Here is a 26363-nt window from a genome sequence, read left to right on the forward strand (position 1 = left end):
TGCGCCGTTCACGATTAGTGTCAGCGCGCCAAATCCGTCAGGCCGCGCTCTTCTCCTCGTCCTCCTTGAGCAGGTCTTCGCGAGAGACCTTCTTCTCGGTCACATTGGCGAGCTCAAGGATGAAATCGACCACCTTGTCCTCATAGATCGGCGCCCGAAGCTGGGCCAGCGCGTTGGCGTTGCTGCGATAGAAGTCCCAGACTTCCTTTTCGCGGCCCGGCATCTGGCGCGCGCGCTCGATCACCGCGCGGCCGACCTCGTCGTCGGTCACGGTGATCTTGTTCTTTTCGCCGATCTCCGACAGCACCAGGCCCAGCCGGACGCGGCGATCGGCGATCTTGCGGTACTCTTCCTTCGCGGCCTCCTCGGTGGTGTCCTCGTCGGCGAAGGTTTTCCCAGAGGATTCCATCTCGGCCTTGATCGAGTTCCACATCAGGTTGAACTCTTCCTCGATCAGCGAGGGCGGCGCCTCGAATTTGTGGCTGTCGTCGAGACGATCGAGCAGCGCCCGCTTGACGCGCTGGCGCGTGGCGCCGGCGAATTCGGCGACCAGACGCTCGCGCGCGGCTTCCTTCAGCTTGTCCAGCGATTCCAGGCCCAGCGTCTTGGCGAACGCGTCGTCGATGGTGGTTTCGCCGGGGGCCTCGATCAGGGTCGCCGTGGTTTCGAACTCGGCCGGCTGGCCGGCCAGCTTGTCATTGGCGTAGTTCTTCGGGAACGACACCTTCAGCGTGCGGGTTTCGCCGGCGCCCATGCCGATCAGCTGTTCCTCGAATCCGGGGATGAACTGCGCCGCGCCGATCACCACCTGGATGCCCTCGCCGGCACCGCCATCGAACGGCACGCCGTCGATGCTGCCCTTGAAGCTGATGGTGACGCGGTCGCCGCTTTCGGCCTTGGCGCCGTCGGCCTTGGCCGTGTAGGGGCGGCTCTGGTCGGCGATCCGCTTGATCGCTTCATCGACGTCGGCATCGCTGACCTCGACCACCGGCTTCTCGACCGTGAAGGTCTTGAAATCGGCGAGCTGGATCGTCGGCACGACCTCGATCGCAACCGTGTAGGTCAGGTCGCTCTTGCCGGCCAGAAGCTCCTCGACCTCCTTGGCCTCGGTCGGCATGGTGATCTTCGGCTCGGTCGCGAGGCGAAAACCCCGGTCGGTGAAAATCTGCGAGTTGGTGTCGCGAATGGTCTGGTCGATCGTCTCGGCCATCACCGAGCGGCCGTACACCTTTTTCAGGTGGCTCACCGGCACCTTGCCGGGGCGGAAGCCGTTCAGCTTCACCTTGTCCTTGAGGTCGATCAGCTTGGCGTCGGCCTTGGCATCGAGATCGGACGCGGGAACGCTGATCTTGAACTCGTGCTTCAATCCCTCTGCGAGGGTTTCGGTGACCTGCATGGTGTCAATCTTCTTCTGCTGCGTCGGGCCAAATCGCCCCGACAGTGTCAATTGGGTCAACGGCGTGGCCTTGCAGCCTGCGCCGGTCGTCAGCTGAGTCTCGCCCCCCTCGGCGGACCCATCGAAATTCGTCATGCAAACGCCGGATAAGCGCTTGGTGCGGGCGGAGGGACTCGAACCCCCACAACTTTCGTCACTGGAACCTAAATCCAGCGCGTCTACCAGTTCCGCCACGCCCGCGCGAAAGCATCCATACCCGGCCGCGATGCCGCGGGCGGCGGGCTTATAACACGCGCCCGCCCGTTCGCAGCAAAAAAATGGCCCGTTGCGACGGCGCGAGGGAAAGGTGTCGGCGCTGGCGCGTTCTCCGGAAAAGCAAGAGCGGTTCGCGCTGGACAGACCGATCAGAAAATGGTCCGCATCGGCGCGATGGCAAGCCCCAACGCCCTGCTGGATCGACGCGTGCTGCTCGCAGGTTTGGGCGCGACCGCCATCGCCCCGAGCCGGGCCGTGCGAGCCGCGGCCCAGGGCCGGCCGCGACTCGCCCTGCAGGCCGGAACCGACAGCCTCGCGCTTCTGGCGGGCGCCCCGCTGTCGCCGATCTGGTCGCTGCAGGGGCCGGAGCTGCGCTTCAAGCGCGGCGACACCGTCGAGATCGCGTTCGAGAACGCACTGCTGGTGCCCGCGGTCCTCAACTGGCGGGGCATTGACGGCATCCCCACCGCCGAACCGCTGGCCGCCCGCGCGCCGCTGGCCCCCGGCGGCAGGCAGGCCGTGGAGCTGCCGCTGCGTCATGCCGGAACCTTCCTGGGCGAGCTCGGCCTGGTCGGGGATGGCCAGGCCCGGCCGTGCCGGGCGCGGGCGCTGGTGGTTGCGGAAACCGGGCCGGCGGCGGTGGACCGCGACGAGGTGCTGCTGGTCGAGGACTGGCGGGTCCGCGCCGACGGCACTGCGCTCGCGCCGGGCGGCGATCCCGGAAGCGCGACCCCGACCATGACGGTCAACGGCCGGACGACGTTCGAGATTTCAGCGCGCACCAATGAACGGGTCAGGCTTCGCTTCATCAATGGCGGCCAACGGACTGTCATCGCGATAAAAGTGGCCGACTTCGACGTTCGGGTGATGGCCATGGACGGCCAGCCGGCCGAGCCCTTCCCGGCCCGCAACGGCGCGCTGGTGCTGGCGCCGGGTGGCCGGGTCGATGCCTTCATCGACGTGACCGCGGCGGCGGGCAGTTCCGCCGCCATCCTGCTCCATGACGGCAGGGAGGCCCGTCCGGTCGGCAAGCTTGTCGTGGCCAACGAACCGCCGGCCCGCGCCGCCGCGCTGCCCGCGGCCGCCCCGCTGCCCGCCAACGGCCTTCCCGACCGGCTCGACCTCAAGAGCGCCTTGCGGGTCGACCTGGCCCTTGGCGCCCCCCAGGCCGGCTGGATCCCGCCGGCGGCCTTCGCCACGACGGCGGCGCCGGCATTCCGCGCTAGGGCGGGCCGGGTGGTGCTGCTGGCGCTGACCAACCGCGCCGCCGTCGCCACCGTGTTCCATCTCCACGGCCATCATTTCCGGCTGCTGGACCGGCTCGACGACGGCTGGAAGCCGTTCTGGCTGGATACGCTGGCGATCGAACCCGGCCAGACCCAGCGCGTCGCGTTCCAGGCCGAACATGCCGGACGCTGGCTGATCGAATCCGTTGCAACCGACTGGGCCGCGCCGCGGCTGGTCCGGTGGTACAGTGTCGAGTGAGGAGACCACCATGACCAAGTCCGTAGCCGCCATCCGCAGCGTCAAGGCCAGGGGCGTGGTGGCGCCGATCGCGCGGCCGGTCAGGACCGCCTTTTCGACCATCGACGCCGCGCCGCTGGTGCTGGTCGATGTCGAGACCGACCAGGGCGTTACCGGCCGCGCCTACCTCTTTGCCTACGCGCCGCTGACCTTGAAACCGCTGGTGCACCTGATCGAGGAGATCGGGCGTGAACTGGTCGGCCGGCCGGTCGCGCCCTACGATCTGATGGCGGCGATGGACGCGAAATTCCGCCTGCTCGGCTGGCAAGGCCTGGTCGGCATGGCGGTCTCCGGCCTCGACATGGCCTATTGGGACGCGCTTGGCCTGATCGCCGGTCGCCCGGTGGCCGAACTGCTCGGGGGATCGGCGCGCCCGATCAAGGCCTATGACAGCTACGGCGCGGTCGATCCGGCAAAGGACGACAAGTCGCTGCGCCGCTCGCTGGAGCAGGGCTTTCGCGGCATCAAGATCAAGGGCGGCCTCGGCGATGCCGCCGATGACGAGCGCATGGTCAGCGGCGTGCGCGCCTTGCTCGGCCCCGACATCGCGCTGATGATCGACTTCAACCAGTCGCTGGATCCGGCCGAAGCCACCCGCCGCATCGAACGCCTCGCGCCCTATGACCTGCACTGGATCGAAGAACCGGTGGCGCAGGAAAACCTGTCGGGACACGCCAAGGTGCGCGAGACCTCGCCGACGCCGATTCAGGCCGGCGAGAACTGGTGGTTCCCGCGCGGCTTCGCCGAAGCGATCGCGGCCGGAGCCTGCGATTTCATCATGCCCGATCTGATGAAATGCGGCGGCGTCACCGGCTGGCTTCAGGTCGCAGCCCAAGCCGAAGCCGCCAGCATCCCGATGTCGAGCCACCTGTTCGCCGAGGCCAGCGCCCACACGCTGGCGGTGACGCCGACCGCGCACTGGCTCGAATTCCTCGACCTCGCCCGCGCCATCCTCGCGCATCCCGCCGAGATCGTCGATGGCGCGCTCACCGCGCGAGGTCCGGGCCTTGGGCTGGAATGGAACGAGGCGGCGGTGGCGAAATATCTGGTGTCATAAGCTGCGCTCTCAATACTCGATCCCGAACGCGTCATAGAGGCGGCGGAACACCGCCGGCAGCACTTCGGTCAAATCCTCCGCGATCAGGCCGGGGCCGGCCTCGCGGGCGGCTTCGCCGTGCATCCAGACGCCGATGCAGGCCGCCTCGAACGCCGGCACGGCTTGCGCCAGCATCGCCGCGATCATTCCCGCCAGTACGTCGCCGGCGCCGGCGGTCGCAAGCCAGGGCGGTGCGTTGGCCGCGATCATCGCGCGTCCGTCCGGCGCGGCAACCACCGTATCCGGCCCCTTCAACAGCACGATCGCGCCGCAGCGTTCGGCGGCGGCGCGCACCCGCTCGAGTTTCGAGCGGCCGGGGTGCTTGTTGCTGATATCGCTGAACAGGCGCGGAAACTCGCCCTCATGCGGGGTCAGCACCACCTGCGGGTCGGCGCTGGTCTTGATCGATTCAAACAACCGTTCGGGCGCTTCGGCGAAACTCGTCAGCGCGTCGGCGTCCAGCACAAGGCCGCGTCGCGCCGACAAGGCGGCATGAACGAGGTCGCGCGTCCGCGCGCCGACGCCGGCGCCCGGCCCGATCACCACAGCGTTGAGCCGCCGGTCGTCCAGCATCCCGGCGAATTCGACCGGGGTGTCGACGGCGCGGACCATGACCGCGGTCAGCGCCGTCGCATTGACGGCCAGCGCATCGCGGGGCGAGGCGAGCGTCACCAACCCGGCCCCTGCCCGCAGCGCAGCCCGCGCCGCCAGCCGCGCCGCGCCCGTCGACGCCAGTTCTCCTGAAAGCACGACGGCATGGCCGCGGGCGTATTTGTGACCGTCGATTTCGGGCACCGGGAACGAGGTCCGCCAGCTTTGCGGAATGTTCTCCGATGTCTGCGGGCGGATTTCGTCGAGCACGCGCGGATCGATGCCGATGTCGGCGACGCGGACGCGGCCGCAATGCTTGCGCCCCGGCATCAGCAGATGCGCCGGTTTGCGACGGAAGAAGGTGACGGTCTCCACGGCGTTGATCGCCGCGCCCATCACCGCGCCGGATGTGCCGTTGATTCCGCTCGGCAGATCGACCGAGAGCACGGGGGCGCCGTTGGCGTTGATCGCCTCGATCATCGCGAGCGGCTCGCCCGTCACCGACCGATCGAGTCCGGCGCCGAACAGGGCGTCGATGATCAGCGCCGGCTTGCCGATCGCCTGCGGATTGAACGGCAGCACCGGATATTTCCAGCCGCGCGCGGCCAGCGCCGCGTCGCCCTGCAGGCTGTCGCGGTCGCAGAGCAGAATGACCGAGACGTCGCGGTCGCGCGCGGCAAGTTCGGCGGCCGCCACGAAGCCGTCACCGCCATTGTTGCCGCCGCCCGCGACCACCACGATCGGCCCCTCCCCGACGAGGTCCATCGCGGCCTCGGCCACGGCCTGTCCCGCGCTCATCATCAGGGCGAAGCCGGGCGTGCCGGCGGCAATCGTCAACCGGTCCGCACGCTCCATCTCGGTGGTCGTCAAAACTTCCATGCCCAACCCTCAATCCCATCGCCTCTTCGGAAGGCAGAATCCTGCGCACGGACGGTTTAGCCGCGCCTGGTGTGCTCACCAATTGATCCGATTGCCTATTTTGCAGGCTTGGTTATCATGGCGCTTCACCATCGGCTTGCTCTATCTGCCTGATAAAACCCTGATAACATTCTGAAATCAGACGCTTTAATAACTTGGCATAGACCCTGCTTTTGAGGAAGCCGTTAGGTAAACGGACTCAAGGTCGCAGCTCGCGATTGTGAGCCTGACCGGCGCCAGCCGGTTGCCGGTGGCAAGATCGAACCAGACGACGCCTCGCGCGAGATCGACACCTGTCTGCACGTTGCAATTTGTAAATGCCCGGGAGGCGCTCAGTGAAGAAAATCGAAGCCATCATCAAGCCGTTCAAGCTCGACGAGGTGAAGGAGGCGCTTCAGGAAGTGGGGTTGCAAGGCATCACCGTTACCGAAGCCAAAGGCTTCGGCCGCCAGAAGGGCCACGCCGAACTCTATCGCGGTGCGGAATACATCGTCGACTTTCTGCCCAAGGTCAAAATCGAGATCGTGATCGGGGACGACCTGGTCGAGAAGGCGGTCGACGCGATCCGGCGCGCCGCCCAGACCGGACGCATCGGCGACGGCAAGATCTTCGTCTCCAACATCGAGGAAGCGATCCGGATCAGGACCGGAGAATCCGGGCTGGACGCTATCTAAGCCGGGTGCTATCCGAATTTTGCGACCTAGAAGCAGGAAAAGGGGCTGTTTCGGCGGTCTTAATTTCGTTCGCGATGGCTCACCGGATCGTTTGCGAAATTTCGTCGTCGCTTTGAATGTTGTCGCTTTGCGTCCTGAAAAACGAGCGTACCAAAAAGGGGTATTCATGAAGACCGCCAAAGACGTCCTGAAATCGATCAAGGACAACGACGTCAAATACGTCGATCTCCGCTTTACCGATCCGCGCGGCAAGTGGCAGCACGTGACTTTCGACATCGGCATGATCGACGAGGAAATCTTTGCCGAGGGCACGATGTTCGACGGCTCCTCGATCGCCGGCTGGAAGGCGATCAACGAATCCGACATGTGCCTGATGCCCGACCCGGTCACCGCAACGATCGATCCGTTCTTTGCCGAGACCACCATGGTCATCACCTGCGACGTGCTCGAGCCGACCACCGGCGAGCCCTACAACCGCGACCCGCGCGGCATGGCCAAGAAGGCCGAGGCGATGGTCAAGTCGATGGGCGTCGGCGATACCATTTATTTCGGGCCCGAAGCCGAGTTCTTCGTCTTCGACGACGTCCGCTTCTCCTCCACTCCCTACAACACGGGCTTCAAGCTCGACTCCTCGGAATTGCCGACCAATTCCGACACCGAATATGAGGGCGGCAATCTCGGTCACCGCATCCGCACCAAGGGCGGCTACTTCCCGGTCCCCCCGCAGGACTCGGTGCAGGACATGCGCTCGGAAATGCTGGGCGCGATGGCCAAGATGGGCGTCAAGGTCGAGAAGCACCACCACGAAGTCGCTTCCGCCCAGCACGAACTCGGCATGAAGTTCGACACGCTGACGCTGATGGCCGACCAGATGCAGATCTACAAGTACTGCATCCACCAGGTCGCGCACATCTACGGCAAGACCGCCACCTTCATGCCGAAGCCGATCTACGGCGACAATGGTTCGGGCATGCACTGCCACCAGTCGATCTGGAAGGGCGGCAAGCCGGTGTTCGCCGGCAACAAGTACGCCGACCTCTCGGAAACCTGCCTGCATTACATCGGCGGCATCATCAAGCACGCCAAGGCGATCAACGCCTTCACCAACCCGTCGACCAACTCCTACAAGCGCCTGGTCCCCGGTTATGAAGCCCCCGTGCTGCTGGCCTACTCCGCGCGCAACCGCTCGGCCTCGTGCCGCATTCCCTACACCGCCAACCCGAAGGCCAAGCGCGTCGAAGTCCGCTTCCCCGACCCGATGGCCAATCCCTATCTCGCCTTCGCCGCGATGCTGATGGCCGGCCTCGACGGCATCAAGAACAAGACCGATCCCGGTCCGGCGATGGACAAGGACCTCTACGATCTGCCGAAGGAAGAGCTGAAGCAGATCCCGACGGTTTGCGGCAGCCTGCGCGAGGCGCTGGAAAACCTCGACAAGGACCGCGGCTTCCTCAAGAACGGCGGCGTGTTCGACGACGATTTCATCGACAGCTATATCGAGCTGAAGATGACCGAGGTCGAGCGCTTCGAGATGACCCCGCACCCAGTCGAATTCGACATGTACTATTCGCTGTAACGGCGAACAGCACCGCTGGGACGATGCAAAGGCGCTCCCTCACGGGAGTGCCTTTGTCGTTGCAGCGACGCCTTTTGCATGCTGCACCGACGCCAATATCGTCCGATTCCTGATGGCTGGCGGCGAAGGCTGCTACGCCGGCGACGCGATGTATTTCGAATGACTGCGGCACGCGCATCCTTCATACATGTAGGACATCGCGCGAGGTCCTGGCGCGTACTCCACATGCAGGCTCGTAAGTTCGAAGCCGGCTAGACGGATAAGTTCATCTATCTTCCGATCCAGATGGCAGCCCCCCGCCATGCGGCGCCAAGCCGGGGTGATCCGATGCTGCCAGCGTTCGATGCCCGGCTCGGGCGAAAGTCCGTGCTCGACAAAGCAGAGAGTGCCATCGGGCTTGAGTACCCTCCGCATCTCGCGCAACGCAGCCAACGGATCCGGGATCGAACACAGCGTCCACGTCATCACCACGGTATCGATGGTGTCGTCCGCAAGCGGGATCGCGGTCGCAGAGCCCAGAAGGAGGTCAACGGGCGCCGCCGATGCTGCGGCACGCCGACGCGCGATTGCCAGCAGTCTGGGCGAAGGATCGATCCCGTAGACCAACTCCACCTCTTTGCCATACAGCGGCAAATTCAATCCCGAGCCGACGCCGATTTCGAGTACGCGCCCGCGGGCGGCGGCGATCACCGCGCGGCGATATTTCGTGAGATGCTTCTGTCGCATGACCAAGTCGAGAATGGGCGGCAATATCCAGCGCTCATAGAAATTCATCGTCGTCCCTCATTCGCTCTCCAGCCCGCCAGCGATTCCCCGGCTCGGCTTTCTGCTCCGACTTGTGACGCGTAGGTGCCTTTGAGGCTATCAGGCATCCCATTACCCGGTGTCATCAATTTGGTACGCGCCCGGTATTCCGGATGCTCGGTCCCCATCAATCGATCCCACCACATAAAGTACAGCCCGAAATTCCGGGGCGCATGTTCGTGGTGCATGTCATGGTGGGTGACCATGGTCACGAGACCCAGTATCGGACGATCTGCCCAGCCCTTCGGAAACAGCTCGTAACCGCAATGACCGATGGCGTTGCGCAGCATCATATGTGCAGTAAATGCGAAGAGACCGCCGACATGCATCGGGACGACTGCGACGAACATCGGCATGAATAGCGCGTGGATCAGGGCTTCGCCCGGATCGAACGCGTAAGCCGTCCACGGAGTTGGATTGTGTGAGCGATGGTGAGTGGCATGCACCCTCCACAGCACCGGCACGCGGTGCATGAGCCGATGCACCCAGTAGAAATAGGCATCCTGCACCACGATCATGGCAACGACGCTTCCAACGAGATAGGGCCAGCCATAGAAGGAAACGTCGGTGTAGACCTGTAATACGCCATGCATCGACCCGATCCCGATCGTTGTCCCCACAGTCGCGAAGATGCAAACCGTCACGAGCGAATGACCGATCTCCCGCCAGATTTGACCGACCGGTGGGGTACTTCCCCGGATCTTCCTGGCTGCCAATCGCGACCGGAAGAGCACCCAGATGAGAAGGAAGACAGAGCCGGCGCCGATCAGATAGCGGGCAAGGTCGCCGGCAAGAACATATGGCCAGATTTGGCGAAATTCATCGAGGATCGATGTGAACTGCATCATGGGGCGGAACTCTCCTTGCGTTGGTCCTCCACGAGAACCATCGCCGGAACTAGCCGCTACCCCCCAACCTGTCTGCTCGATTTCTGGCCAAATGCAGTCGATTTCGAAATCGTCTAGCTATTTTCGGATTCGATCTGCCCATTGACGCTACGTCCCTCCGCCAGCGCGACGCTCCGGTAAGCCGTTGCGGATTGGCCGGTCTCGGCGCGGAAGGCGCGATTGAATGGAGGAAGCGAGGCAAAGCCGGAATCGAGCGCGATGGTGAGCACCGGCAAATGCGCCAGTCTAGGGTCACGCAAGGCGGCCTTCGCAGCAATAATGCGATGCCGGTTCACGTAGGCGTTGAAATTGCTATAGCCGAGCGCCTCGTTGATGTGTTTGCGCAAACGATGTTCCGGCACCCCCAATCGTTTGGCGAGCGTGGCAATCGTCAAGCCTTGCTCGAGGTACACGCTGTCGATTGTAATGGCATGCTCCAGGGCCGCGCCCAGGGCCTCATCGACCAGCCTCTGGCGATCCTGGACCGGAGCAGGTTCGGCCTGTTTGGCAGGCGTCGTGTTTTGGAATGCCAGGCGCGTTGCCGATGCGCGGAGCAGCCATGCTGCCGCCGATGCCGCAAGGATCGAGACAAGCCCGGATTGTAGCGCCAGCATCCAGGCACTTGCGGGTCGCCCGGCAAGGGTGACCTCAGCGATCGCAATTCCACGGTCACCAGACTTCCGCCGATCAGAAACAGCAGCCTGAACCGCCTGCGATTCTCCAAAAGGTCGTTGTCGTAGCCGCGCCAGGCCAGCAACAATACGTGAGCGACAAGGGTCAGAATAATCAGATTGTGGATGACGGCGAGCGCCTGCCCAGGAGCAGCGAGTTCGTTGATGTGGGCTCCAATACGAGCAAAACCCAAAGTCAGCACAACCAACAGGACGCCAACATGTAAGGTTTCGAGGCGAAAGTCGTCCTCCAGCAGCGCCAGCGCAAACCACCAGAAAAAAACGCTGTTTCCAATGCATAGCGGCACCAGCAACGAGGTGGCACCCCAGACCCCCGGAGCGCCCGAGCAAAACATATAGGCGGCGGTACCGATTCCAAACAGCACACCCAATCGCGCCCGGAAATCAAACCTTGCGTCGCGCAGCAGCAGGAACGCGGTTAGCAGCGCCAATGCGGCGGCGGCTGGTCGGAAGAAGGCGTCGATCTCAGGCATTGATCAGGTTCGAACACATCATCAACTCATCCCAACAAAAGCCAGCGTTCGCTGCGACAGATATGGACCACCTTCTAACAACCGCCGCCGCTCGCGTCGACTCAAGAAGGCCTGACATTCTCGCCGACACGAATACGTGGCAGGATCCAGCGTTCCTGGAGATTCATGATCGCACCTCCGTCAGCCAGCCCGCCGCGGCCAAGGCGATTACCTTAAGCGATTCCTCGGCTCCATCCGCGACGCCTTTTTCAAAGTCTCCCTCGACCCGACCCATCTGGTTGGTTACGTGCGCCAGGCAAAGCACCGCGCAATCGCGGGCTTTCGCAAACGCGTAGAGCGCCGCCGCCTCCATCTCCACGGCAAGAATGCCGGCGTTCTTTGCCGCGTCGATCGCCTGCTCCGTTTCCCTGAATGGAGCATCGGTGGTCCATGTCGCGCCGGACTGAATTGGAATGCCCGCCGCAATCAGCACTTGCCTTGCCATTTGCGTCAGCTCAGGAGCCGCTTCGCTGTAGTCGGACGGCGGCAGGTAATGGTAACTGGTGCCTTCGTCGCGAAGCGCACGCTCGATGACAATAAAATATGGCGGCGCTTGCACGGGCAGAATTTGGCCTGAAGAAGTCATGCTTACAAGAAACCGGCAGCCCGATGCAAACAACTCTTCTGCGACCAGGACGGCAAACGCGGCTCCGACAACGCAGCCCACAATGCCATATTCATTTCCGCCTCCATGAAACACATAGAGATCGGTGTGGTAGCAGGCCCAACCGGGGTGGCGGTCAGCCACTCCTGCAGCGCGCAGATATCGCACCATGTCGCCGTCGGGATCGAGGATACAGATTTCCGGAACGGCGGCTGCGGATAAGCCCTTCTGGCGGCGGGCTTCGCGCAACAGGTTCTCGGGTTTGAAGGCGGACACGGCGCCATATTCCTTGTGTGACAGGATCGGTGGCATTTTTAATTTTCTCACTGTCTTGCTTCTCCGTATCCGCCACCGACTCGTTCCACCTTCGCCGCAGACATGGCCAGAAATGCAGCTCCGAACGTCGTCTCCTGCCCAAGCCATAAATCAACCGGGGCAAGGAGCCGTGCCGCGATGCCGAACGGCGGATAGTACACGGCTCCATGTATCGCGACGACACGTAGCCCTGCCGCCTCGGCGAGGCTCCGCAGGTCCGCCGCCGTCCGGAATTTCACTGCGCGCCAGACCGGATGCCCCAGCCAGCCGCGTATGCGCCGTTGCGCGGCCCAAAGGCTCCAGCGTCCGAGTTCGCCGATGACAAGCCGTCCTCCGGGCTTGAGAACGCGGGCGATTTCCTTCACCGCGCGCTCGGCGTCCTGAACAAAGCAGAGCACGGTCACCGCCACCACGACATCGAAAGTTGCGTCCCCAAACGGCAGGCTCTCGGCGTCGCCCTCCACGAACTGAACCCGGGTCGCTTCATTTTTTTCGCGAACACGGGCGGCTGCAATCATGGACGGATCGGCATCGAGCGCCGTTACGGTTGCGCCTTGCTGCGCCAGCCCGAAGGCAATTGCGCCATCGCCGCAACCGACATCGAGCAACTTCTGGCCGTCAACCTTGCCAAGCAGTCTCGCGAGCAGTTGTCGCTCAAGGGCGTCAGTGATCCGGCCGAGACGGCTCGATCGCCACCGGACGTAAGACTCGGTCAGCTCTTCCGCCGGTTGCGCCCCGCCCATGCCGCGTGTCGCGCCACGGGTCATGATGCGGCCGCGAGGGCGCTACTCAGGCGTTCGGCGACCGCGTCCATTTCCTCGCGAGTCGTTCCGCGCCCGAGGCTGAAGCGGATGGCGCCTATGCCCACTTCGGGCGCGACGCTCATCGCCTCAAGGACCGGCGATAGCTCGATGCGCCCCGAATGGCACGCCGAGCCCGTCGAGCCGGCGACGCCGTCCAACTGCTGCAGTATTTCGGAACCGACGCGGCCAATGAAGGAAACGTTGAGCGTGTTCGGCAGACGATGCGTCGGATGTCCATTGAGGGCGATTCGGTTACCAAACCGCGACTTCAGTCCGAGCCAGAAATGACAGCGCAAGGCGCGCACTCGTTCCATCGACGAGCGATCACGCGCCAGCTCGCAAGCCTTGCCGAGACCCACCGCCAACAACGCGCTCTCGGTTCCGGCGCGCCGCCCGCTCTCGTGTCCGGCCCCGTGAATGAGCGGTTCTAGCGTGACGCCACGGCGTACGAACAGGGCGCCGACACCCTTGGGCGCGTAGAGCTTATGTCCGGCGATCGAGAGCAGATCGACGCCGAGCCCGTTCACGTCTGTTGCAATCTTGCCGACCGATTGGGCGGCGTCGGTATGAAAGAGGACGCCATGTTCGCGGGCGATGCGCGCACACTCTTCGATCGGCTGGATGGTGCCCACCTCGTTGTTGGCGTGCATGATGCTGATGAGGATGGTGCGCGGCGTGATGGCCCGGCTGAGATCATCGGGATCGACGCGCCCAAATCTGTCCACGGGCAGATAAGTTATCCGCCCGCCCAGGCGTTCAAGAAACCGGCACGGTTCAATGATCGCCGGGTGTTCGATCCGCGTAGTAATAATATGATCGCCACTGTCGCGCCGCGCAAAATACACGCCCTTGAGCGCAAGATTGTTGGCTTCGCTGCCGCCGCTGGTGAAGACGACTTCATCATTCGCACAGCCGAGCAGAGCCGCAATCTGCCCACGCGCTTTTTCAAGGGCGGCTTTAGCAGGCGCTGTGGCCCAATGCCCGCTCGACGGGTTGCCGAAGTGATCCGCAAGAAACGGCGTCATCGCGGCGGCGACCGCCGGATCGATCGGGGTGCTGGCGTTGTAGTCGAGATAGATGCGCTGCGTGGTCATGTCGCCGTGACCCCGCTCGTTGCCGCGGAAGCTGTACGATGTTCATTGGCTGCTTCGGCAGGCGCCTCGAACAACCGAGCTCCCAGAAAACCGCCTGCGCCGATCGAAAGTGCCGCGAGAACTGAGCCGAGCGACAACGTCGAGAGCCCCGTCAATCCCTGGCCGACCGTGCAGCCCATGGCGAACACGCCGCCCATACCCATCAAGACGGCTCCGCCCAACTGACGAATGAAGTCCCGCTGGTCGCCAAATCCCTCGATCCGAAAGCGGCGGCGAGCCAGCGCCATCAGGAAGGCCCCGAGGATGACGCCGCCCACCAGTGCAATCCCGAAATTGGCGCTCATCCCAGTGAAGAGCATGACGTATTGCAAGCTGTCGCCAAGCGGAGCGACGAATGTCAGGCTCGAAGGCGACGTCGGGTTGAACTCGTCCTGCGCCAGGACGCCGGTGAGGTACCAGCCCGCCGTCACAAGCAAACCGATCGCCAGACCAGCGATAATATTGCGCGGCGAAGAACGAAAGGCCGAGTTTGCGAAGCAGACCACCGCAAGGGCACCCGCAGCGACAAGGGCGACGATCCAGCGCGCCTGATCAGCCGCCACCCCTAAAACTCCGGCAAGGAGTTCCGCCACGCCGGCAGCGCCGAGATTGACGCGTGTCAGGCGTTCCAGTTCGATACGGCCTGGTCCAAGAATCCCACGCATGGCAGCATAGGCGGAAACGGAGAAGACAAGAACGACCACCAGAGCCCGCAGGTTGCCGCCGCCGAGGCGAACGAGATTCCGCGCGGCGCAACCTTGCGCCAGCATCATGCCGATTCCGAACATGAGACCGCCCAGCACGGGGCCGGCGAGGTTCAAGGGGGCGGTCAGGTAAACCGCCTTGCGCAGGTCCACCACCTCGAAGCCCAGCAACAACTGAGCGGAAAAGATCGCCGCGGCCATCGCCAACAGCCAGGCACGCAGGCGGTTGCCGTCTCCTGACCGCACGAAATCAAGGATCGCCCCGCTGCTGCAAAACGCTGTCGCTTGGACAACAGCTCCGAACAGTAGCCCGATCGCCAGACCGCCCAGCGTGGCAAGCTGCGTTGGTTCCCACTGACCCATGCCCTGCTCCTTGAATGTCCATGAGCGCATAAACGCCCTTCCGGGGAAGAGACAACGTGGCGTCAGAAGACGAACACCTTATCGGCCTCCAGGGTCGCCGCCGCGAGCTCGTCCATGGTGCTGCGGCGCGCGCCCGGCATCAGGGCGGCGTCATCGAGACCGCGCGCGTCCATGCAGGTACCGCACAACAACACCTTGCCATGGGCGGCGACCACGCGTTTCAGCATCCGTTCCAGATTGTAGAACCCATCCGGCGTTTTCTGGCCCGCTTTGCCGGCAACGACCGCGTCGGCCATGAGAAACACTGTCACGCCCGCCTGAGGATCCGTCTTGAGCAGCGCTTGCGCCAGCCTCAAGCCGTTGTAGACACGTTCAGTACCGTAAGGCGGGTCATTCAGGATGAACAGAATCTGCACGGGAGCCCTTCCTTCTCGCTGTCGAGGGCGCTCGGTTGGCATGGGATTTCTGCATCAACCAACCATCCAATGAAGACACCTCAATCGCCGAGCACACGGCGCCGCTGCTCGAACTCGTCCTTGTCGATCTCGCCCCGCGCAAAGCGCTCCTTGAGAATATCGATGGCTGTGCGGCCAGGCGGCGCGTGATGCGATGGGGAAGTGCCCTGCCATGGCCCGCCGACCCAACGCACAAGAAGGGCTGCAGCAGCAATCAACACCGCAAGTACAAGGATCATGAACAGCGGACCGAGTATCATGGCGTACCCTCCTCCGCCCCACCACATCATATGTGGCCCATAGGCGTATCTGTCGGCGTCTGATGGTGCCTGAGCCCATGCCGCGCTCGATAAAAGCGCCAGAGCGGATCCCGTCGCAACGATTCTGATCAAAGCTTCTGGCACTGGCGTGCCCTCCATATTGGCGGATCATCGAATTGTCATTCTAATTGGCCGAGCGGTTTGGCCGCTTGCGTAAGGTCAAGGGCGTCGCCCGCACGCTCGCGCATGAGCACAGCGACAACGGCGCCTGAGAGAAAAGTCAGCGCAGCAATCGACCCTATCGCCCACCCCATCCCGAAAATGTCGGCGATGATGCCCGCCGAGAGCGCGCCGATGGCATAACCGAGGTCGCGCCAAAACCGGTAGACGCTGAGCGAGCGCGCCCGCCACGTCGGATGCGAGGCGTCGGAAACGGCCGCAATCAGGCTCGGGTAGACCATCGCCGTTCCTAGCCCGAGCAGAAGACTGCCGACCAGCCACCATCGGTACTCGCGTGTGGCGGCGGTGAGGAACAGGCCGGCTGACTGGATCCACATGCCGGCGACGATCAGGCCCTTGCGACCCCAGCGATCGCTCAAGGGACCGGTGGCGATCTGCAGGATTCCCCATGTCGCGGGGTAGATCGCCTTCAGAATGCCGATGCGCTCGACGCCCAGGCCGAAGGAGGCAAAGAACAGCGGGAAGATGCCCCAGCTCATACCGTCGTTGAGGTTGTTGACGAGGCCGGCTTGCGACGCCGCGAAGAGATTGCGGTCCCGGAACGAGGTGAGCACGAAGATTTCCCGGAAGCTCATCGGAATTGACGGCTGTGACGACGCAGCGGCTTCGAGCCGGACGTGATCCCGCGTGTCGCGGACCAGCATGATCGACAACGCTGCTCCCAGGATCGCATAACCGATACCGAGATAGATCGGCACTGGTCGAAGACCGTATCGAGAGGCGAGATAGCCGGTGAGGAATGCCGTGACGCCAACAGCGAGGTAGCCGGCAAATTCGTTGAGCCCGACCGCAAGGCCGCGCGACTTCGGCCCGACCAGATCGACCTTCATGATCACCGTCATCGACCAGGCAAGCCCCTGATTGATGCCGAGCAGCGCATTGGCCGCAATGATCCATCCCCAACTCGGAGCCCACATGATCATGAAGGGAACGGGCAGCCCGACCAGCCAGCCGAGCACGAGAACACGCTTCCGGCCCCAGGTATCGGCGAGCTGCCCTGAGACGAGATTGGCAAGGGCCTTGATGACGCCGAAGCTGACGATGAACGATACAATGATCGTCGTCGAGGCAATGCCGAACTCTTCCGACCCGATCAGCGGCACGACCGTGCGCTCGATCCCGACCATGCCGCCGACAAAGGCGTTGATCAGAATGAGCAGCGCGAACTGCCGCCAGTTTTCCCTGAGCCCGAGCCTGACGCGCGAGTGTTCTGATTGTGAAGTCGAAGCCGCTTCGCTCATCGGTCAGGCCGCCACGGCCGTCGCACCTGCGTTAGCGGCCCTCAGTGCGGCCGCCTCGGGCGGGGCCGGCGGAATCTCGGCGAGCATGAAGCTGACGAACTCGGCTTGCTCTCCGATCCTGAACGCCTCGTTGTAGCGTTTCTCGAAGCCGATGGTCGACCAGGGCTTGCCGCTCAGTCGCCGGCCACACACTGAGCCGGCATAGGCGCCGGGCAGAACCTCAACGTAGTCCGGGAGTGCCTTCAGCCGTCCCACGCTCTGGAACAGGTCCTTTGCGCCCTGTTCAGCGTTGACGGCGAGCTCGGTGCGACCGAGGTCACCGACCATCAACGTATGTCCGGTCAGCACGAACCAGGGCTCGTCGGCCCGGGTGCGATCGCTCACGAGAATACAAATGTGTTCGGGGGTGTGGCCCGGCGTGTGCAGCACCTTCGCAGCGACGTTGCCAAGCGGAAGCACTTCTTCGTCGCGCGCTCCTCTGAAAGGAAACGAGACTTCCGCGCGCGCCCCAAGCACATACGCTGCGCCGGCTGCTTCAGCGAGCTGTCGTCCCGCCGAGAGATGGTCGGCATGAACGTGCGTGTCGATGACAAAGAGGATGCGCATACCCGCAGCTTCTGCGGCACGCAGATAAGGCTCGATCTCGCCGACGGGATCGACGACGGCGCCCGCCGCTCGTCCGCCACAGCCGAACAGATAGGAGATGCCGACAGGCTCACTGTGCAGGAATTGACGGATGATCATGACTTGCGCTCCCGATTTTCCTGAGTTAATGACATTCAATCATTCTGCTGAATGTTTCACTGAGGGGCCACCGTGTCAAGCACAGGACCGAAACAAGCGATCTTTGCCGGCCTCGCCGAAGTGGCCCAAGCGCTCGGCCACGCCCACCGCCTGGAGTTGCTGGAGCACGTCGCTCAAGGCATGCGCAGCGTTGAGGAACTTTCCGCGCGGGCCAATCTGAGCTTCGCCAACACGTCGCGACACCTGCAGATCCTTCGGCGCGCGCGCCTCGTCGACACCGAACGACGCGGAAAGCACGTGCTGTATCGGCTTGCCGGCGATGCGGAAGTGGTTGACCTGATGCGGTCGCTCGGACGCGTGGGCGAGCGCAATGTCGCCGAGGTAAGTCGCATCATGACCGACTATTTCCATGCCCGCGACGCGCTGGAGCCGGTGTCGCGGGAAGACATGGTCTCCAGGCTGCGTGATGGGCTTGTCACGGTTCTTGATGTACGGCCTGAAGACGAATTTGCGTTAGGGCATCTTCCCGGCGCGCTGAATATCCCGTTTGGCAAGCTGGAAGATCGCTTGAGCGAACTCCCGGCGGGCCGCGAGGTCGTCGCCTATTGCCGTGGTCCGTACTGCGTTCTCTCGTTCGAGGCTGTCGCGGCGCTTCGCGCACGCGGCTATCTCGTTCGGCGCCTTGAGGACGGCTATCCCGAATGGAAGGCTGCGGGTTTGCCGGTCGAAGCCGCGGCCTGAACGAACCGACACGCGGCAGGCACCGCTCGTGTCGTAGCGCGCGAAACTCGTCGCGCGAACAAGAACAAATAGGAGCAAATATCGTGATCTTTGCAAGCCGCTCATCGCCGCCTTGTTGGCGTGACGCTTCTCGTCGACGCTGCTTTTGCCGAGAACCATGCCGTCAAAGCCACAGGACGAGATGGAGTTCGCTCTCTACGAGGCAGGCATAATTGTGCCGCAGCAGCCTTCGAAGGAAATTTCCGATAGCGTAGTGTCCAACGACACACAGTGTTCGATCCGGAGGGACTCTTACGCCCCCAGCGCCGCCCGCTGATGCGCCTTCAGCGCCGCGCCGAACGCTTCAAACAGTTTTCGGTTGACCGGGTTGCTTTGCGGATCGTATTCGGCGTGCCACTGGACGCCGAGCGCGAAGGCCTGCGCGTCCGCGATCCGGATCGCCTCGATGGTGCCGTCCTCGGCGATCCCCTCGATCACGACGCGATGGCCGGGTTCGAGGATGCCCTGCCCGTGCAGCGAATTGACGCGGATGGTTTCGCAGCCGAGCAGGCTGGCGAACGTCCCGCCCGGCGTCAGGTGAACGTCGTGCCGGTCGGCGAACACGACCATTGGGTCGGGATGGATTTCCCCGTTCTCCAGCCGCGGCATGCGGTGGTTGATGCGGCCGGGAATGTCGCGGATCTCCGGATGCAGCGAGCCGCCAAAGGCGACGTTCATTTCCTGCAGGCCGCGGCAGATGCCGAAGATCGGCACGCCTCTGGCGACGCAGGCCTCGGTGAGCGCCAGCGCGACGTCGTCGCGGTGGATGTCGTAGGGCTCGTGCCGCTCATGCGGCTCGGTCCTGAAGCGCGCCGGATGGACGTTGGCGCGGGCGCCCGTCAGCACCACCCCATCCACGACGTCGAGCAGCGCGCCAATCTCGGTGATCTCGGGCGAGCCGGCGAACATCAGCGGCAGCGCGCCCGCAACGTCGGCAATGGCCCGCAAATTGCGCTCGCCCACCATCTGCGTCGCGAAACGATTTTCGACGCGATAGGCGTTCCCGATCACGCCGACCACGGGCCGTTTCATCGCAGGAATTCCGCTGTCATGATTCTGTGCAAGGATTTTCCGGGTTGGCCCATGATTTCAGATAATCATGCCTGCGGGGCGGCGGGGGATCAATATCCGGCTGGTGGGCGCGGGCCTGCCCTGCTATTTCCGCGAGAAGGCTTCCCTGGCGTCGATCCCCTCCGCTCCGGGCATGCCGGCGGCCCGCAGCGCCGCGGCGGCGGCATTGTCGGCATTGTTCAGCCACGGCAGTCTCGCCCGGATTCCGCGCGTGACCGGTTCGCCCAGCGCGCCGCCGAGATCGAGCGGCCAGTAGCCGTTTGGCACCACCTCGGCTGTGATCCCATGCAGGCGATAGCCTGGGCCCAGCACCGCCGCGGCGTCATCGGGCTGGACCTTCCTCGCCGTGGCGGGATCGGCGGGATCGGAGAAGCTGACGAGGACCGGGATCAGCGCGTCCGTCACCGGCACGACGCCGCTGAACTGGCTCATCTGGCTGAACGACACCCGCTTGTCGCCGGCCGCCGTATAGGCCCGCAGGGCGACATAGTTGACGTCGTCAAGCACGAGGTTGTTGTCGAGATGGGCCAGCAGCGCGACGAGGTTCTTGCCGCCGCCGAGATCGACGAAAACGGCATCGCCGACGGTACGGGTCTGGCCGCGGCGGCTGTAGCTGCGATCGGGATGGACCGCGACCACGCCGGAGGCCGATTTGCGCCCCTGCGGCGTCTCGACCTCGACCGCCAGCCGATATTTGTGGGCGGGCCGGTTGATCCTGATCTGGTCGCCGATCACGAGCGCCGCCAGCAGCGCGACCGGGCCGAACCACTTCAAAATCATTGTATCCCTCACCGCCGAACTCTCGCCTCGCTTGGCACAGGGGTACAGCAGCGTCAAACCGGCGCGCGGCCGGCCTTGATCCCGGCCGCGTTTTGGCGAAAGACTGGCGGAACCATATTCTGCGACGAGGAATCAACGTGACAGGTCCCGCTGACATTCGCCTTCAGGCCCGCAATGATCTGGCGTGGGGGATATCGGTCGGGGGCATCAGCGTCGTCCTGTTCATCTGCCTGTTGCTGTTCGCCTGGCATTTCGCCGCGGCGCTGTTCCTGATGTTCGCGGGCATGCTGCTCGGCGTCGCCCTCAACGCCATGAGCAACCTGCTCGGACGCGTCGTCCGGCTGCCGCATTCGCTGCGGCTGACCATCGTGTGCCTGGCGGTGGCGGGCATGCTGTCGGGAATCCTGTTTCTCGGCGGCAGCACGATCGCCCGGCAGACGACGGTGCTGACCAATACGCTCAAGTCGCAACTGGTCAACGTCAAGGGCTTCATGGAAAGGAACGGCATCGACACCAGCCTGTTCGATTTCCAAAGCCTGTCATTGCAGTCGGATCCCTCCGTCCCGGTTGTTGTGCCCTCCCCGGCACCGACCCACAGCCTGCCCAGCGCCGGCGCGATTGCCTCGAGCGGCGGCGCCATTTTCAGCCAGAGCGTGAAACTGATCCTGGGGACCGTCAGCGCGGTCGGAAACTTCTTCATCGTGCTGTTTCTTGGGATCGCATTCGCAAGCCAGCCAGCCGTTTACCGCAGCGGCCTGTTGTTCATGGCCCCGGCGAGACATCGCGCGCGCGCGGTCGTGATCGTCGACCGGATCAGCGAGACGCTGGAGCGCTGGCTGATCGCGCAGATCATCACCATGATGGCGGTATTTCTCGTGACCTGGATCGGCCTTGAAATCATCGGCATCCAGAGCGCGTTCATCCTCGGCATCCAGGCCGGACTGCTCGCCTTCATCCCGACCGTGGGCGCCATCCTCGGCGGGCTGATCGTGGTGCTGGCAAGCCTCGCCTCCGGATGGGTCGCGGGCCTCTCGGCTTTCATCCTGTTCCTCGGCGTACACGCGCTGGAAAGCTATCTGCTGACGCCGATCATCCAGCGCCAGGCGCTCGATATTCCGCCGGCCACGCTGTTCGCGTTCCAGATCCTGCTCGGCATCGTTTTCGGCGTCTGGGGACTGGCGCTGGCGTTGCCGCTGATGGCGATCGCCAAGGTCATGATCGACCATTTCAAGCAGGATGCCGCGCCGACGGCGATCACCACCGTATGATGCTCGAAAATCGCCTCAGCCCGCCGTGGTCAGCACCGTCTCGGTGTGCTCGACCTCGGGCGGTGTGGCAAAGTACTGCCCGACCAGCGCGCGCCAGGCGGCGAAATCCTCCGAGCCGCGAAAATCGACGGTGTGGTTTTCCAGCGTGTCCCATCGCGCCATCAACCGGTATCGCTGCGGCTTCTCGATCGACCTGTGCAGTTCAAACCCCTTGCCGCCCCTGGCGCGCAGGAACAGCGGACGGGCCTTGGCGACCGCGGCTTCGAAATCCTTCTCGGTGCCGGGCTTGACGTCGATTTGTGCGATTTCTGTAATCATGGGAATCTGCGCCTTCTGATGAGAATTCGCCTGTCTAACCCGGCCGGCAGAAAAGAAAAAGGCGCCTTGCAGCGCATAGCTTGCGGCGCCATCGTATCGGCCACCGCCGGGCAACTCAGCCGAACAGCAGCACCATGCCGGCGACCATCATCGCGCAGCCGATGAACATGACGGCAGGCCAGCGGATTCTGTGCCGATCATAACGCCCCTGCGCGCGGCGCTCGGTGATCAGCGCCATCTCGAACTCGTCCGAGGTCGAGAACATGCAGCCGAAGCCGCCGCGGGCGGAAGCTGCGGCCGCTTCGAGCGACGTCAAGGCGGCCTGAGGGGTTCGTGCGCGCGAAGAGTCCATGGTGCGGATGATAGGGAGGCAATGGTAAACGCGGCGTTACCGTCAAGCGTCGGGACAACATACGATTCTATCCGTGTTGAACCAGGCTTCAGCTCAACGCCGTGGCCTGGCGTGCGGGCACCGAAAGGCCGACGGTCTTGCGCCGCCAGTTATCCAGCGACAGCGGCAGCTCTTCGGCCGTCTCGACCCGGTTGCGGCCGCCCCGCTTGGCCTGATAGAGCGCGGTATCGGCCGACGCCAGCAACACTTCGAGCTCGGTGCCAGCCGGACCGCCGGCAACGCCGATGCTGACGGTGGTGTCCACCGGGCCCTGCTCGCATACGATGCCGGAGTTCGCGAAAGCTTCGCGCACACGTTCGGCAACCACCACGCCCTCGTCCAGCGAGCACGGCAGCAGCGCGGCGAACTCCTCGCCGCCGATGCGGCCGGAAAGATCGCTGATGCGCAGGTTGCTGACGACGACGGTGGCGAACAGCTTCAGGATCTCATCGCCCGCGGGATGGCCGAAACGGTCGTTGATGCCCTTGAAATGGTCGATGTCGAAAATCATCGCCGTCACCGACCGGCCCGCCGCGGCTTCGCGCTCGATGACGCGTTTGCAGGCTTCCGAGAAACCGCGGCGGTTCAACATGCCGCTGAGCGGATCGACCGAGGCGGCGGTCTTGTGCATGGTCACGGCGCGATCCGACACCAGCATGAAGATGACGAACACGGTGCCGATCGCATACAGCACCAGCTCGATCGAGAACGCCGTGACCCAGATGCTGCTGGTGAACGTCTCGTCATGCGGGCGCAAGAGGTCGCCGAGCAGGATCGGCAGCATCAGGACGCCGCCGTGCATCACCGGCACCGCAATCGTCGGCCAGCTCTTCTGCATGTTCCGCCGCCGCTCGTTCCATAATTCGTGAGCCGTCAGCCCGGCATAGATCGCGACGATCGCCGCGCCGATGGTCAAGCGCATGGCAGGATTGAGCGTCGGAAAAGTCACCGTGACGCCGACCCAGGCGATCGCTCCGAACGCCAGCCCCGGCAGGTTGGGCTTGCGGCCGTGGAATACCCGCGCCGCGCTCCAGACCATGCCGCACGCGACAAGGCCCGTCGCATTCAGCGCCAGCGACAGCGTGTCGCCGAGTCTCGAGCCGCCGATGGTCCAGATCGCAACCGATGAGGCGCCGAGCAGATAGGCCGCGCCCCACCAATTCAGCGCCGGGATCTTCTCCTGCCGGCCGAAGAACACGAGCATGGCCCCGAGCATGCCTGCCACCATCGCGGCAAGCGTGTACAGCGTGGATGTATCGATCGACATGAGTTCACCCGAACGCGTTGGTGCGGCTCTTTTGGCGTCTGTCAGAAATTTCGCGCTATCGCCCGCCAACACTAGTCCCGCCGTGTTCCAAAACGGTGTGCAGCGGTAAGAAAGTTTTCAGGAAAACCCTTGGTTATTCCTCACTAAATGGAAAGCAAAAGGGCGCCGATCGGCGCCCTTTCCCGGTATTCCCGAATGCGGCATACGCCGCAAATTTTAACGAGAATATTAGCGCTTCGAGAACTGGAACGATTTGCGCGCCTTCGCCCGGCCGTACTTCTTGCGCTCCACGGTGCGGGAATCGCGGGTCAGGAAGCCGCCCTTCTTCAGAACGCCGCGCAGGTCCGGCTCGAAATTCGTCAGCGCCTTCGAAATGCCGTGGCGGACGGCGCCGGCCTGGCCGGACAGGCCGCCGCCGGCGACCGTGCAGATGACGTCATACTGGCCGGCGCGCGCCGCCGCGACCAATGGCTGCTGGATCATCATGCGCAGAACCGGACGGGCGAAATAGACTTCGACCTCGCGGGTGTTGACCGTGATCTTGCCGGCGCCGGGCTTAATCCAGACCCGCGCGACCGCGTCCTTGCGCTTGCCGGTGGCATAGGCGCGGCCGTGCTTGTCGACCTTCTTGACGTATTTCGGCGCTTCCGGCGCCGCCGTCTTCAGCGACGACAACTGATCGAGCGACTGCATGGTATCGGACATCTTATGCGGCCCTCATGTTCTTGCGGTTCATGGAAGCGATATCAACCTTCTCGGGCTGCTGGGCTTCATGCGGATGTTCGGCGCCGGGATAGACGCGCAGATTTCCCATTTGCACGCGGCCGAGCGGACCGCGGGGGACCATGCGTTCGATGGCCTTCTCGAGCACGCGCTCGGGGAAGCGCCCCTCAAGGATCGACTTGGCGGTGCGCTCCTTGATGCCGCCGATGAAACCGGTGTGCTTGTAGTAGACCTTGTTGTCGCGCTTGCGACCGGTCAGCACGACGTGGGCCGCGTTGATGATGACGACATGGTCGCCGCAATCGACATGGGGCGTATAGGTCGGGAGGTGTTTGCCGCGCAGGCGCATCGCGACCAGGCTGGCGAGGCGGCCGACCACCAGACCCCTGGCGTCGATCAGCACCCACTTTTTCGTCACCTCGGCGGGTTTTGCCGAAAACGTTTTCATGTGAGGAAATCCGTGAATATGGAAATCGGCGCCAGGTGCGCCGAACTGCGCGATTTCTAGAGAACGCGACGCTACCCGTCAATGCCGTATGGTCACATAAAATATAGTATATTCAATCACTTGCAATTATGGTGTAATAATACCGTGGAAATGTTTACTTGTTTGGAATGGAATAGGTCGCCGTCACGTGAGCGATCGGATCGGGCGATGATCCCGACAGCAGATTGACCTCGCCGACCGCAAGCCGCTTGCCGAGCTTGAGCAGCCGCGCCGCCGCCAGCACATCCTGGCCGGGCTGGCCCTTGCGCAGAAAATTGATGCTGAGATTGGTCGTGACCGCGAGGCCGACCGGGCCGATCGCCGAGAGCAGGACGACATACATCGCGAAATCGGCCATCGCCATCAGTGTCGGCCCGGACACCGTGCCGCCCGGCCGCAGCATGCGTTCGTTGAAGCGGCGGCGCAGCAGGCAGGTTTGGCCATCGGCGCTTTCGATGGTGATATCGCCATCGCTGAACGCCTGGGGGAATTCCTCACGGAGGAACTGCTCCAGTTCAGCCACGCTCATTTTCGCTGCCGCCATGCTGTCCTGCCCCGCTCTGCCGGTATCCACCTGAGCCGAAAACGCTGTAGGATTGCCTGTTACCTCAGCTTCCGATCCCAGCTCCAGTGGAAACTCCAGAGATGTCTGTCCGGACCGCCCGCCCAGCCGCGCCGCAAACGGCGATCCTGCTCCGCGAAACCGCGGGCTCCATCGCCGTGCTTACCCTGAACCGTCCGGCGGCGCGCAACAGCCTGTCGGAGGGCCTGATCGCCGAACTGCACGGTGCGCTGGAAGAAGTCCGCGACGATAACAGCATCCGCGCCGTCGTGATCGCCGCCAACGGCCCGGCTTTCTCCGCAGGCCATGACATGAAGGAGCTGACCGCGCGCCGCAGCGATGCCGATCGTGGCCGCGCCTATTTTGCGCAAATCATGAACGCGTGCAGCGCGATGATGCAAGCCATTGTGGCCCTGCCGAAGCCGGTGGTCGCCGCCGTGCAAGGCATCGCCACCGCCGCCGGTTGCCAACTGGTGGCAAGCTGCGATCTCGCGGTTGCCTCGGAGAACGCGAGCTTCGCCACGCCCGGCGTCGACATCGGCCTGTTCTGCTCGACGCCAATGGTGGCGCTGTCGCGCAACGTCCCGCGCAAACAGGCGATGGAGATGCTGCTCACCGGCGAGCCGATTTCGGCGGCCACCGCGAAAAACATCGGCCTTGTCAACCAGGTGGTCGCCGCCGGCGCCGAGCGCGACGCGGCGATCGCGCTGGCCGAGAAGGTCGCGCGCAAATCCGCCTACACCATCAAGCTCGGCAAGGAGGCGTTCTACCGTCAGGCCGAGATGAGCCTTGCCGACGCCTATCGCTTCGCCGCAGAGGTGATGACCGAGAACATGATGGCGCGCGACGCCGAGGAAGGCATCGGCGCCTTCCTCGAAAAGCGCGAGCCGAAGTGGCAGGACAAGTGACGACGCAGAACGTCGTCATTC

29 protein-coding genes and 1 tRNA gene are annotated in these 26363 nt (G+C 63.7%); 7 read left to right on the plus strand and 23 right to left on the minus strand.

The genetic code is table 11. From position 1 onward, the window contains the following. Nucleotides 1-37: 37 nt before the first annotated feature. The gene (tig, locus tag Q0D31_RS01130) at nt 38-1396 is read right to left on the minus strand and encodes a trigger factor (protein WP_291846628.1); all 1359 of its coding nucleotides are present in this window, start codon (nt 1394-1396) and stop codon (nt 38-40) included. Nucleotides 1397-1551: 155 nt separating this feature from the next. Further along, nucleotides 1552-1636, minus strand: a tRNA-Leu gene (locus Q0D31_RS01135). Nucleotides 1637-1825: 189 nt separating this feature from the next. Between Q0D31_RS01135 and Q0D31_RS01140 the strand changes: the two genes are divergently transcribed. Further along, nucleotides 1826-3136 carry a multicopper oxidase domain-containing protein gene (locus Q0D31_RS01140; RefSeq protein WP_291842447.1) on the plus strand — a complete coding sequence of 437 codons (1311 nt, stop codon included), beginning with the start codon at nt 1826-1828 and terminating at the stop codon, nt 3134-3136. A 10-nt stretch (nt 3137-3146) separates the two neighbouring features. After that, complete coding sequence (locus Q0D31_RS01145) at nt 3147-4232, plus strand: enolase C-terminal domain-like protein (RefSeq protein ID WP_291842450.1); 1086 nt, start codon at nt 3147-3149, stop codon at nt 4230-4232. Between the two features lie 9 nt (nt 4233-4241). Here Q0D31_RS01145 and Q0D31_RS01150 read toward each other — a convergent pair whose 3' ends face one another. Beyond that, the gene (locus Q0D31_RS01150) at nt 4242-5741 is read right to left on the minus strand and encodes an NAD(P)H-hydrate dehydratase (protein WP_291842452.1); all 1500 of its coding nucleotides are present in this window, start codon (nt 5739-5741) and stop codon (nt 4242-4244) included. 374 nt (nt 5742-6115) lie between these two features. Between Q0D31_RS01150 and Q0D31_RS01155 the strand changes: the two genes are divergently transcribed. Next, the gene (locus Q0D31_RS01155; protein ID WP_291842454.1) at nt 6116-6454 is read left to right on the plus strand and encodes a P-II family nitrogen regulator; all 339 of its coding nucleotides are present in this window, start codon (nt 6116-6118) and stop codon (nt 6452-6454) included. A 166-nt stretch (nt 6455-6620) separates the two neighbouring features. Then, the gene (glnA, locus tag Q0D31_RS01160; RefSeq protein WP_291842456.1) at nt 6621-8030 is read left to right on the plus strand and encodes a type I glutamate--ammonia ligase; all 1410 of its coding nucleotides are present in this window, start codon (nt 6621-6623) and stop codon (nt 8028-8030) included. A gap of 132 nt (nt 8031-8162) precedes the next feature. Here glnA and Q0D31_RS01165 read toward each other — a convergent pair whose 3' ends face one another. From Q0D31_RS01165 to Q0D31_RS01220, 12 genes are all read right to left on the minus strand, one after another. Continuing rightward, entirely contained in the window at nt 8163-8804 is a 642-nt protein-coding gene (locus tag Q0D31_RS01165) for a class I SAM-dependent methyltransferase (protein WP_291842461.1), read from the minus strand. Continuing rightward, the gene (locus tag Q0D31_RS01170; protein WP_291842465.1) at nt 8801-9682 is read right to left on the minus strand and encodes a sterol desaturase family protein; all 882 of its coding nucleotides are present in this window, start codon (nt 9680-9682) and stop codon (nt 8801-8803) included. The genes Q0D31_RS01165 and Q0D31_RS01170 overlap by 4 nt, the downstream gene beginning before the upstream one ends. Nucleotides 9683-9795: 113 nt before the next feature. Continuing rightward, nucleotides 9796-10116 (minus strand): helix-turn-helix domain-containing protein, encoded by a 321-nt coding sequence (locus tag Q0D31_RS01175; RefSeq protein WP_291842469.1) that lies wholly within the window; start codon nt 10114-10116, stop codon nt 9796-9798. Beyond that, a complete protein-coding gene (locus Q0D31_RS01180; protein WP_291842475.1) occupies nt 10113-10886 on the minus strand; it encodes a hypothetical protein in 774 nt (257 codons plus the stop codon). The genes Q0D31_RS01175 and Q0D31_RS01180 overlap by 4 nt, the downstream gene beginning before the upstream one ends. 163 nt (nt 10887-11049) lie before the next feature. Continuing rightward, nucleotides 11050-11841 carry a nucleoside phosphorylase gene (locus tag Q0D31_RS01185; RefSeq protein WP_291846630.1) on the minus strand — a complete coding sequence of 264 codons (792 nt, stop codon included), beginning with the start codon at nt 11839-11841 and terminating at the stop codon, nt 11050-11052. Between the two features lie 11 nt (nt 11842-11852). Continuing rightward, nucleotides 11853-12611 carry a class I SAM-dependent methyltransferase gene (locus tag Q0D31_RS01190; RefSeq protein WP_291842483.1) on the minus strand — a complete coding sequence of 253 codons (759 nt, stop codon included), beginning with the start codon at nt 12609-12611 and terminating at the stop codon, nt 11853-11855. Beyond that, nucleotides 12608-13741, minus strand: coding sequence for a cysteine desulfurase family protein (locus Q0D31_RS01195; protein WP_291842491.1), 1134 nt, complete (start codon nt 13739-13741; stop codon nt 12608-12610). The genes Q0D31_RS01190 and Q0D31_RS01195 overlap by 4 nt, the downstream gene beginning before the upstream one ends. Continuing rightward, nucleotides 13738-14847, minus strand: coding sequence for a YeeE/YedE family protein (locus Q0D31_RS01200; protein WP_291842500.1), 1110 nt, complete (start codon nt 14845-14847; stop codon nt 13738-13740). Before Q0D31_RS01200 ends, Q0D31_RS01195 begins: the two co-directional genes overlap by 4 nt. 62 nt (nt 14848-14909) lie before the next feature. Beyond that, complete coding sequence (locus tag Q0D31_RS01205; RefSeq protein ID WP_291842509.1) at nt 14910-15263, minus strand: DsrE family protein; 354 nt, start codon at nt 15261-15263, stop codon at nt 14910-14912. A gap of 80 nt (nt 15264-15343) precedes the next feature. Continuing rightward, nucleotides 15344-15562: an SHOCT domain-containing protein gene (locus tag Q0D31_RS01210; RefSeq protein WP_291842515.1), complete on the minus strand. Its 219-nt coding sequence runs from the start codon at nt 15560-15562 to the stop codon at nt 15344-15346. A gap of 179 nt (nt 15563-15741) precedes the next feature. Then, entirely contained in the window at nt 15742-17043 is a 1302-nt protein-coding gene (locus Q0D31_RS01215; protein ID WP_291842534.1) for an MFS transporter, read from the minus strand. A gap of 3 nt (nt 17044-17046) precedes the next feature. Further along, nucleotides 17047-17787, minus strand: a complete 741-nt coding sequence (locus Q0D31_RS01220; protein WP_291842541.1) for an MBL fold metallo-hydrolase — start codon at nt 17785-17787, stop codon at nt 17047-17049. Nucleotides 17788-17859: 72 nt separating this feature from the next. Between Q0D31_RS01220 and Q0D31_RS01225 the strand changes: the two genes are divergently transcribed. Then, complete coding sequence (locus Q0D31_RS01225; RefSeq protein ID WP_291842556.1) at nt 17860-18528, plus strand: metalloregulator ArsR/SmtB family transcription factor; 669 nt, start codon at nt 17860-17862, stop codon at nt 18526-18528. Between the two features lie 291 nt (nt 18529-18819). Here Q0D31_RS01225 and Q0D31_RS01230 read toward each other — a convergent pair whose 3' ends face one another. Next, nucleotides 18820-19599, minus strand: coding sequence for a gamma-glutamyl-gamma-aminobutyrate hydrolase family protein (locus Q0D31_RS01230; protein WP_291842563.1), 780 nt, complete (start codon nt 19597-19599; stop codon nt 18820-18822). A 123-nt stretch (nt 19600-19722) separates the two neighbouring features. Continuing rightward, the gene (locus Q0D31_RS01235; RefSeq protein ID WP_291842572.1) at nt 19723-20418 is read right to left on the minus strand and encodes a hypothetical protein; all 696 of its coding nucleotides are present in this window, start codon (nt 20416-20418) and stop codon (nt 19723-19725) included. 137 nt (nt 20419-20555) lie between these two features. Between Q0D31_RS01235 and Q0D31_RS01240 the strand changes: the two genes are divergently transcribed. Next, nucleotides 20556-21686, plus strand: a complete 1131-nt coding sequence (locus tag Q0D31_RS01240) for an AI-2E family transporter (protein WP_291842581.1) — start codon at nt 20556-20558, stop codon at nt 21684-21686. Between the two features lie 15 nt (nt 21687-21701). Here the strand turns inward: Q0D31_RS01240 and Q0D31_RS01245 are convergent, their stop codons facing one another. The 6 genes from Q0D31_RS01245 to Q0D31_RS01270 form a co-directional block, all read right to left on the minus strand. Then, the gene (locus Q0D31_RS01245; RefSeq protein WP_291842602.1) at nt 21702-22004 is read right to left on the minus strand and encodes an antibiotic biosynthesis monooxygenase; all 303 of its coding nucleotides are present in this window, start codon (nt 22002-22004) and stop codon (nt 21702-21704) included. Between the two features lie 115 nt (nt 22005-22119). Further along, nucleotides 22120-22356 carry a hypothetical protein gene (locus tag Q0D31_RS01250; protein WP_291842612.1) on the minus strand — a complete coding sequence of 79 codons (237 nt, stop codon included), beginning with the start codon at nt 22354-22356 and terminating at the stop codon, nt 22120-22122. 88 nt (nt 22357-22444) lie between these two features. Further along, the gene (locus tag Q0D31_RS01255) at nt 22445-23662 is read right to left on the minus strand and encodes a GGDEF domain-containing protein (RefSeq protein ID WP_291842620.1); all 1218 of its coding nucleotides are present in this window, start codon (nt 23660-23662) and stop codon (nt 22445-22447) included. 228 nt (nt 23663-23890) lie between these two features. Beyond that, entirely contained in the window at nt 23891-24367 is a 477-nt protein-coding gene (gene rpsI / locus Q0D31_RS01260) for a 30S ribosomal protein S9 (protein WP_291842628.1), read from the minus strand. Between the two features lies 1 nt (nt 24368). Further along, complete coding sequence (gene rplM / locus Q0D31_RS01265) at nt 24369-24833, minus strand: 50S ribosomal protein L13 (RefSeq protein ID WP_291842649.1); 465 nt, start codon at nt 24831-24833, stop codon at nt 24369-24371. 154 nt (nt 24834-24987) lie between these two features. After that, complete coding sequence (locus Q0D31_RS01270; RefSeq protein WP_291842658.1) at nt 24988-25416, minus strand: PaaI family thioesterase; 429 nt, start codon at nt 25414-25416, stop codon at nt 24988-24990. Nucleotides 25417-25517: 101 nt separating this feature from the next. Between Q0D31_RS01270 and Q0D31_RS01275 the strand changes: the two genes are divergently transcribed. After that, on the plus strand, nt 25518-26342 hold the full coding sequence (locus Q0D31_RS01275) for an enoyl-CoA hydratase (protein ID WP_291842667.1): 825 nt from the start codon (nt 25518-25520) through the stop codon (nt 26340-26342). Nucleotides 26343-26363: the final 21 nt, after the last annotated feature.

This window comes from Bradyrhizobium sp. (genome assembly GCF_022844465.1).
Classification (GTDB): Bacteria; Pseudomonadota; Alphaproteobacteria; order Rhizobiales; family Xanthobacteraceae; genus Bradyrhizobium.

What these genes read in the sequence shown, in the direction of transcription:
- tig (WP_291846628.1), bottom strand. Translation starts at nt 1,396, where the DNA reads ATGCAGGTCACCGAAACCCTCGCAGAGGGATTGAAGCACGAGTTCAAG.
- Q0D31_RS01140 (WP_291842447.1), top strand. Translation starts at nt 1,826, where the DNA reads ATGGCAAGCCCCAACGCCCTGCTGGATCGACGCGTGCTGCTCGCAGGT.
- Q0D31_RS01145 (WP_291842450.1), top strand. Translation starts at nt 3,147, where the DNA reads ATGACCAAGTCCGTAGCCGCCATCCGCAGCGTCAAGGCCAGGGGCGTG.
- Q0D31_RS01150 (WP_291842452.1), bottom strand. Translation starts at nt 5,741, where the DNA reads ATGGAAGTTTTGACGACCACCGAGATGGAGCGTGCGGACCGGTTGACG.
- glnA (WP_291842456.1), top strand. Translation starts at nt 6,621, where the DNA reads ATGAAGACCGCCAAAGACGTCCTGAAATCGATCAAGGACAACGACGTC.
- Q0D31_RS01165 (WP_291842461.1), bottom strand. Translation starts at nt 8,804, where the DNA reads ATGAATTTCTATGAGCGCTGGATATTGCCGCCCATTCTCGACTTGGTC.
- Q0D31_RS01170 (WP_291842465.1), bottom strand. Translation starts at nt 9,682, where the DNA reads ATGATGCAGTTCACATCGATCCTCGATGAATTTCGCCAAATCTGGCCA.
- Q0D31_RS01180 (WP_291842475.1), bottom strand. Translation starts at nt 10,886, where the DNA reads ATGCCTGAGATCGACGCCTTCTTCCGACCAGCCGCCGCCGCATTGGCG.
- Q0D31_RS01185 (WP_291846630.1), bottom strand. Translation starts at nt 11,841, where the DNA reads ATGCCACCGATCCTGTCACACAAGGAATATGGCGCCGTGTCCGCCTTC.
- Q0D31_RS01190 (WP_291842483.1), bottom strand. Translation starts at nt 12,611, where the DNA reads ATGACCCGTGGCGCGACACGCGGCATGGGCGGGGCGCAACCGGCGGAA.
- Q0D31_RS01195 (WP_291842491.1), bottom strand. Translation starts at nt 13,741, where the DNA reads ATGACCACGCAGCGCATCTATCTCGACTACAACGCCAGCACCCCGATC.
- Q0D31_RS01200 (WP_291842500.1), bottom strand. Translation starts at nt 14,847, where the DNA reads ATGGGTCAGTGGGAACCAACGCAGCTTGCCACGCTGGGCGGTCTGGCG.
- Q0D31_RS01210 (WP_291842515.1), bottom strand. Translation starts at nt 15,562, where the DNA reads ATGATACTCGGTCCGCTGTTCATGATCCTTGTACTTGCGGTGTTGATT.
- Q0D31_RS01215 (WP_291842534.1), bottom strand. Translation starts at nt 17,043, where the DNA reads ATGAGCGAAGCGGCTTCGACTTCACAATCAGAACACTCGCGCGTCAGG.
- Q0D31_RS01220 (WP_291842541.1), bottom strand. Translation starts at nt 17,787, where the DNA reads ATGATCATCCGTCAATTCCTGCACAGTGAGCCTGTCGGCATCTCCTAT.
- Q0D31_RS01230 (WP_291842563.1), bottom strand. Translation starts at nt 19,599, where the DNA reads ATGAAACGGCCCGTGGTCGGCGTGATCGGGAACGCCTATCGCGTCGAA.
- Q0D31_RS01235 (WP_291842572.1), bottom strand. Translation starts at nt 20,418, where the DNA reads ATGATTTTGAAGTGGTTCGGCCCGGTCGCGCTGCTGGCGGCGCTCGTG.
- Q0D31_RS01245 (WP_291842602.1), bottom strand. Translation starts at nt 22,004, where the DNA reads ATGATTACAGAAATCGCACAAATCGACGTCAAGCCCGGCACCGAGAAG.
- Q0D31_RS01250 (WP_291842612.1), bottom strand. Translation starts at nt 22,356, where the DNA reads ATGGACTCTTCGCGCGCACGAACCCCTCAGGCCGCCTTGACGTCGCTC.
- Q0D31_RS01255 (WP_291842620.1), bottom strand. Translation starts at nt 23,662, where the DNA reads ATGTCGATCGATACATCCACGCTGTACACGCTTGCCGCGATGGTGGCA.
- rpsI (WP_291842628.1), bottom strand. Translation starts at nt 24,367, where the DNA reads ATGTCCGATACCATGCAGTCGCTCGATCAGTTGTCGTCGCTGAAGACG.
- rplM (WP_291842649.1), bottom strand. Translation starts at nt 24,833, where the DNA reads ATGAAAACGTTTTCGGCAAAACCCGCCGAGGTGACGAAAAAGTGGGTG.
- Q0D31_RS01270 (WP_291842658.1), bottom strand. Translation starts at nt 25,416, where the DNA reads ATGGCGGCAGCGAAAATGAGCGTGGCTGAACTGGAGCAGTTCCTCCGT.
- Q0D31_RS01275 (WP_291842667.1), top strand. Translation starts at nt 25,518, where the DNA reads ATGTCTGTCCGGACCGCCCGCCCAGCCGCGCCGCAAACGGCGATCCTG.